Source organism: Synechococcus sp. MU1655 (assembly GCF_023630655.1).
In the GTDB taxonomy this organism is placed as follows: domain Bacteria; phylum Cyanobacteriota; class Cyanobacteriia; order PCC-6307; family Cyanobiaceae; genus Synechococcus_C.
In genome coordinates this window covers 1-2,978 of sequence record NZ_JAKUHK010000244.1, presented here as the reverse complement: position 1 = coordinate 2,978, position 2,978 = coordinate 1, and the positions used below count along the sequence as shown (strand labels likewise).

3 protein-coding genes are annotated in these 2,978 nt (G+C 58.8%); 2 read left to right on the top strand and 1 reads right to left on the bottom strand.

Annotated elements, in window-relative coordinates; genetic code table 11:
• The coding region (locus tag NCN04_RS10085; protein ID WP_250396005.1) for an endonuclease MutS2 at window positions 1–1,276 on the top strand (1,276 nt) is incomplete at its 5' end.
• 9 nt (window positions 1,277–1,285) lie between these two features.
• On the opposite strand, the gene NCN04_RS10080 is transcribed toward NCN04_RS10085, so the two are convergent.
• On the bottom strand, window positions 1,286–2,518 hold the full coding sequence (locus NCN04_RS10080) for an ABC transporter ATP-binding protein (protein ID WP_250396006.1): 1,233 nt from the start codon (window positions 2,516–2,518) through the stop codon (window positions 1,286–1,288).
• A gap of 60 nt (window positions 2,519–2,578) precedes the next feature.
• Here NCN04_RS10080 and NCN04_RS10075 point away from each other — a divergent pair.
• On the top strand, window positions 2,579–2,978 hold a 400-nt coding region (locus NCN04_RS10075; RefSeq protein ID WP_502988787.1), incomplete at its 3' end, for an Obg family GTPase.

Sequence of the window (2,978 nt, the reverse complement as noted above, 5' to 3'; positions counted from 1 at the left end):
CTGCAACGGCAGTCCCTCACTCCCTTGGTGCGCGCAGGTTCTTGCAGACATCGGCGACGAACAATCGCTTCAGCAGAGTTTGTCCACGTTTAGTGGTCATGTGAAAAGAATCGGCAGCATCCTTCAATCCATTGCCTCTGGATCGTCGCCGGCGTTAGTGCTGCTCGATGAGGTGGGCGCTGGCACAGATCCCAGTGAAGGCACGGCCTTGGCGATTTCTTTGCTGCGCAAATTGGCCGATTGCGCCCGACTCACGATCGCTACAACCCACTTTGGGGAGCTCAAAGCACTCAAGTACAGCGATTCACGCTTTGAAAACGCCTCCGTCTCCTTTGATAGCGACTCCCTGTCGCCGACCTATCAGCTGCTTTGGGGGATTCCAGGACGCAGCAATGCGTTGGCGATTGCGACACGTCTTGGATTTGACAGCGGCGTGATCGAACAAGCCAGGCAACTGCTTAAGCCCAGTGGCGATGGCGATGTCAACGCTGTGATCCGTGGCTTAGAGGAGCAGCGGCAACGCCAACAGGCTGCAGCTGAAGATGCGGCTGCACTCTTGGCTCGGACTGAATTGCTGCATGAGGAGCTCCTTCAGCGGTGGGAGCAGCAACGCAAAAACTCCGCTCAGCAGCAGGAGTTGGGACGTCAGCGTTTGGAGAGCTCGATTCGAGATGGGCAAAAAGAAGTGCGCCATCTGATTCGCAGATTGCGGGATCAGAAGGCCGATGGTGAAACCGCTCGCCGTGCAGGTCAGCGCCTGCGCAAACTGGAATCCAAGCATCGCTCCGCTCCTGAGCGTCGCCTTCATCCGGAATGGCGGCCCTCTGTGGGAGAACGCATTCGCTTGCTTGCCCTCGACAAAGCGGCCGAGGTGCTGGAGGTATCAGACGATGGTCAGCAGCTGAGTGTCCGTTGTGGCGTGATGCGCAGCATGGTGGACCTTCAGTCGGTGGAAAGCTTGGATGGCCGCCGAGCTGCACCCTCTGAAAAGCCTGTGGTTCAGGTGAAAGCGCGGCGAGGAGTGGGTGGCTCCCAGGTGCGTACGGCTCGGAACACGGTGGATGTTCGCGGCCAGAGAGTGCATGAAGCGGAAGCGGCTGTGGAAGAGCTGCTTCGTGGAGCGAATGGTCCGGTTTGGGTCATCCACGGGATCGGAACTGGTCGCCTCAAGCGCGGCTTGCGTCAGTGGCTTGATTCCCTTCCCTATGTGGAACGAGTTGGTGATGCCGATCAGGGAGATGGTGGTCCAGGTTGCAGCGTTGTTTGGGTGCGCTGATCGCTGTGTTCAGCTCAGCAGGGGGAGTTGAGGTTCATCGGTATCGGCTGGTGGGGGCTCTGGTAAAGCAATGGCGTCCCCAGCCTCATCGAATAACCGCCAGCCATCTGGATCGGCTTCTAGATGAATCGATCCTCCAATCGAAACGTTGAGGCTTGGATCGGCTCTCACCTGTACTAAATGGTCCCCGTCTAGTAGGCGGCAGGTGAGCAGTTGTTCGTTCCCTAAAACCTCACTGTGACTCACTTCCGCTGCGAGGTTTCGGTTGGTTGCGGGTGCAACATGAAGCTGCTCCGGACGGATCCCTCCGCTGATCTGTTGACCTTCAAGGGTCTCCAGCAAGGCCCTAGTGGGACCCTCCACGTTGAGGCGTTTGTCCTGAAGCATCAACGTGGCGCCAGGTCCAACATGCACGGGCAGCACATTCATCGGTGGGCTGCCAATGAATTGGGCCACAAACAGATTGGATGGCCAGCGGTACAGCTCCATCGGAGTGCCCAGTTGCTGGAGGTGTCCCTGATTGAGCACGGCGATCCGGTGGCCCATGGTCATCGCTTCCACCTGGTCATGGGTGACATAAAGGGTGGTGGTCCCGAGTTGCCGCTGAAGGTCAACGATCCGCGCGCGAGTGCTTCCGCGCAATTTTGCGTCGAGATTGCTCAGCGGCTCATCCATGAGAAAGACCTCTGGTTTGCGGGCCATGGCCCGGCCCAGGGCTACCCGTTGTTTTTGTCCACCAGAGAGTTCTTTGGGGCGGCGATCGAGGAGTTGATCCAATTCAAGAGATTGAGCCACATCCTGGATGCGTTTCTCGAGCTGCTGCTCTCGTTGCGAGGGAATTCTTAGAGCCGCGGGGAGACGGCGTGTGTTGCGGTGAAGTTGGTCCTGGAGCTGCTGCAAACGCGTGCGCTGCTGGCTTCTCCTAAGACCGAAGGCCAAGTTGTCGCGAACGCTCAGATGGGGATAGAGCGCATAGCTTTGAAACACCATCGCGACATTGCGCTTCGCTGGCCTCAGTCCAGACACGGGTTGGTTCCCCACCAGGATCTCTCCAGAGCTGGGGGATTCCAGGCCTGCCATCAGTCGAAGAAGCGTGCTTTTGCCGCAGCCAGAAGGGCCAACGAGCACCAGAAATTCGCCGTCAGCGATGCTCAGGGAGAGATCCCGAATGACCTCTACAGGCTCGCCCCCCCCACGGCCGGGATAGTTCTTGCTGAGTGCTTCGAAGCGAACCCCGGCCAAGCTCTTGTCCTCGTACTCTTCGATCCTAGGGTTGGGAATTGGCCCCAACTGAGGCTTGCTGTGCAGTTCATCGACCAAGCGCGCATATCCGTGCGGGGTGGCCGTGGTGGCGATGGCATCGTGGCCTTCCGTCGAGAAAAATATGTCCCAGCGGGAGGTCCCTCCGGTGGTGATGGAGGCCAGGGCGCGGATGTGGTGTTGGAGGCCGATTCCAACCTGCAAACCCTTTTGGATTTCAAATACAAGCGTCTGTTCGCGGGGATTGATGGGCGACGGGGAGGCCCCAATCGCTGCACTGGAGCGTCAGGTCCGCCCCTAGTGATCAAGGTGCCTTGTGGCACTGAGGTCCGACATCTGAGTACGGGCATCGTGCTCGGGGATCTCACCACCCATGAAGAACGCCTCACCGTGGCGTTTGGTGGGCGTGGAGGACTGGGCAATGCCCACTACCTCAGCAATC